The following is a 3,516-nucleotide window of genomic DNA, read 5'->3' on the forward strand; positions in this document are numbered from 1 at the left end:
TTCTGTCTCCGACAGAATTTCCGCTTCACCGATCCTGCGGTCGGGAGCGGTGCTGAGCTGTGTCAGCACCCGTACCAGCTGAGCCACCGTTCGTTCGGCAGTGCCCTTCTGGAAGACATCGGTGTTGTACTCCAGCATTCCGTCGAGCCCGGCCGGACGGTTGCCGGCCTCGTAGTGCTCGTTGAGGATGAAGCCGAGATCGAACTTGGCCGTGCGGGTACTGAACACTTCCTCGGCTTCAGTCACCACGCCGGGCAGCGAGAACTCGTATCCACCGGTGTTCTGCAGGACCACCATGACCTGGAAGAGCGGATGCCAGGACAGCGAGCGAGTCGGATTGACGGCTTCGACCACACGCTCGAACGGCACGTCCTGGTGCATGTAGGCGGTCAGGGCGGTCTTGCGGACCTGCTCCAGAAGTTCCCGGAACGTCGGGTTCCCTGAGGTGTCGGTCCGCAGCACGAGCGTATTGAGGAAGAGACCGACCAGATCGTCGAGGGTCTCGTCGGTGCGTCCTGCGCTCGGGGTGCCGATCGGGATGTCCGACCCCGCGCCCAACCGGCTCAGCAGGGTGGCGACAGCGGCCTGGAGCACCATGAACACCGTGGTGTTCGTGTCCCGGGCCAGGTCGATGAGCGTGCGATGCAGCTCGGCGCCGATCCGGACCGGAACCATGTCGCCGCGGTAGCTGGCCACCTTCGGCCGGGGGTGGTCGAAAGGCAGCTCAAGACGGTCCGGGCTGCCCTCCAACGCCTTTGTCCAGTAGTCCAGTTGCTTGCTCACCAGGGAGTGGGGGTCTTCTTCCGCGCCGAGGAGCTGTCGCTGCCACAGGGTGTAGTCCGCGTACTGCACCGGGAGCGCGGACCACGTCGGTGCCTGGCCCTGGAGCCGGGCGCGGAACGCGGTCTCCAGATCGCGTCCGAGAGGCCCCATCGAAGCGCCGTCGCTCGCGATGTGGTGCATGAGCAGCAGCAGTACCCGCTCCTTCGGACTGACGGTGAACAGCGTTGCCCGCAGCGGCGGTTCGGCGGACAAGTCGAAGACATACTGCCCGGCCGTCCGCAGCGTCGCATTGAGTTTGTCTGCGCCACAGCTGACGTGGTGCAGCTTCAGGTCGACGGCGTCCGCTGCCAGCACTGTCTGGGCCGGGGTTCCGTCGATCTCCCGGAAGACCGTTCGCAGGCTCTCGTGCCGTACCACCACATCGTTCAGCGCCTGTTCGAGGACATCCGCGTCCAGGTCTCCGGTGATCCGGAACGCCACCGGAACGTTGTAGGTGGCACTCGCCCCTTCGAGCTTGTTCAGGAACCACAGCCGGTTCTGCGCCGGCGACAGCGGAACCAGCTCCGGACGCTCCATCACCGTCAACGCGGGCCTGGCCGAACCCGCCTCCGCGACCCGCCCCGTCAACGCCGCAACCGTGGGAGCCTCGAACAAGGTCCGCACCGGCAACTCGACACCCAGGACCGACCTGATCCGGCTGACCACCCGGGTCGCCAGCAGAGAATGCCCGCCCAACTCGAAGAAGCTGTCGTCGACACCCACTGCGGGCACGCCCAGGATCTCCGCGAACAGCCCGCACAGGATCTCCTCCTGCGGAGTCCGCGCACCACGTCCGCCCGCCTCCGCCTCGTACACGGGCGCAGGCAGAGCCCGCCGGTCCAGCTTGCCGTTGGTCGTCAACGGCAAACGGTCCAGCACCACGAACGCCGACGGAACCATGAACTCCGGCAACAGCCCGCCCACATGAGCACGCAGGGCATCCGCGCCCACCCCACCGCTCCCGGACTCGGCCACCACATAGGCCACCAGACGCTTGTCACCCGGCTGGTCCTCCCGCACCACGACCGCGACCTGTGACACCGCCGGGTGACGACCCAGCACGGCCTCGATCTCGCCCAGCTCGATGCGGAAGCCGCGGATCTTCACCTGGTCGTCGACCCGGCCGACGAACTCGAGCTGGCCGTCACCTCGCCACCGCACCAGGTCACCGGTGCGGTACATACGGCTTCCGGCCGGTCCGAAGGGATCGGCCACGAAGCGCTGCGCCGTCAGTCCCGGGCGACGCAGGTACCCCCGGGCCACGCCCGCGCCCGCGATGTACAACTCTCCCGGCACCCCTCGCGGCGCCAGCCGCAGCCGCTCGTCCAGGACGTACGTTCGGGCGCCCCGCACCGGGGCTCCGATGGGTGTGGACGCGGACGCATCGGTGCCGGACAGCGGCTCGCTGGCCGTCGCCGAGATCGTCGACTCGGTGGGCCCGTAGAGGTTCAGCATCCGCCGCCCGTCCGCCCAGCGCGCGGTCAGCGCCGGGGGGCACGCCTCGCCGCCGACGCTCAGCACGCGCAGGGCGGGGAAGTGCCGCGCCGGCAGGGTGGCGAGCACGCTGGGGGGCATGTCGGCGCAGGAGATCCGGCGCTGGTCCAGAAAGTCGCCGAGGGCGTCCCCGACCAGGGGGCCGGGCGCGGGGACGACGAGGGTCGCGCCGAAGCAGAACGCCCGGAGGTGGTCCTCGAAGGCCATGTCGAAGCTGATCGAGGCCAACTGCAGGACACGGTCGCCCGGCCGGACCTGGTACTTCTCCGCCAGTGTGGCGGCCAGCGCGCAGATGCCGCGGTGGGTGACGGCCACGCCCTTGGGCGTGCCGGTGGAGCCCGATGTGTAGACGGTGTACGCCAGGTCGTCGGGCCGGAGCCGAGCGGTCCGCTCGGCATCCGTGGGATTGGCACCGTCGAGTCCGGCCAGGACCACAGTGTCGTCGAGGACCAGGGTGGCCGGGCCGCCCTGCGGGAGCCGCCCGGCCACCTCTCGGCTGGTGAGCACGCGGACCGGCGCGGCGTCCTCAAGCATGAACGCGATGCGGTCCGCCGGGTACTCCGGATCGACGGGGAGGAAGGCGGCGCCCGCCTTCAGGATGCCCAGCAGTGCCGCCACCATCTCCACCGACCGGGGCACCGCCAGCGCCACCAGTTGCTCGGAGCCGATGCCCTGCCGGATCAGCCAGCGGGCCACTTGGTTGGCCCGCGTGTTCAGCTCGGCATAGGTGAGTACGGTGCCTTCGTGCTCCAGCGCCGGTGTGTCGGGGCGGAGCGCTGCCTGCTCCTCGAACAGGTCGGTGAAGAACCGGTGCTCAGGGGCCGGGCCCCCTGTTCCCTCGGCGAGCAGCTCGCTCTGCTCGGTCGGGGAGAGCAGTTCGGCGGTGCTGATCGGCAGGTCGGGGCGCTCGGCGACGGCCGCCAGCAGCAGCCGGAGACCCTCGATGAACCGCTCCGCGGTGCTCATGTCGGACAGGTCGGTGCGGTACTCCAGGAAGCCGTCGAGCCCTGCGGGTTCCCCGGCGCCGTCCCTGACCTCGTAGAAGTTGAACGTGAGATCGAAGCTGGTCACGTCTTTGGTGAGGTCTTCGGTGACGGCCGACAGACCGGGCAGGTCGAACGCGGGGGCCGCGTTGCTGTGCACCACCAGCATCACCTGGAACAGGGGATTGCGGGCCAGCGACCGCTCCGGGTTGAGGAT

General features: G+C 69.1%; 1 protein-coding gene. It reads right to left on the bottom strand.

Annotation, left to right across the window (positions count from 1 at the left end):
• Nucleotides 1–3,516, bottom strand: a 3,516-nt coding sequence (locus AQI95_RS43985; protein ID WP_159056780.1) for a non-ribosomal peptide synthetase, incomplete at both ends; no start/stop codon positions are given.

This window comes from Streptomyces yokosukanensis, assembly GCF_001514035.1.
Classification (GTDB): Bacteria; Actinomycetota; Actinomycetes; order Streptomycetales; family Streptomycetaceae; genus Streptomyces; species Streptomyces yokosukanensis.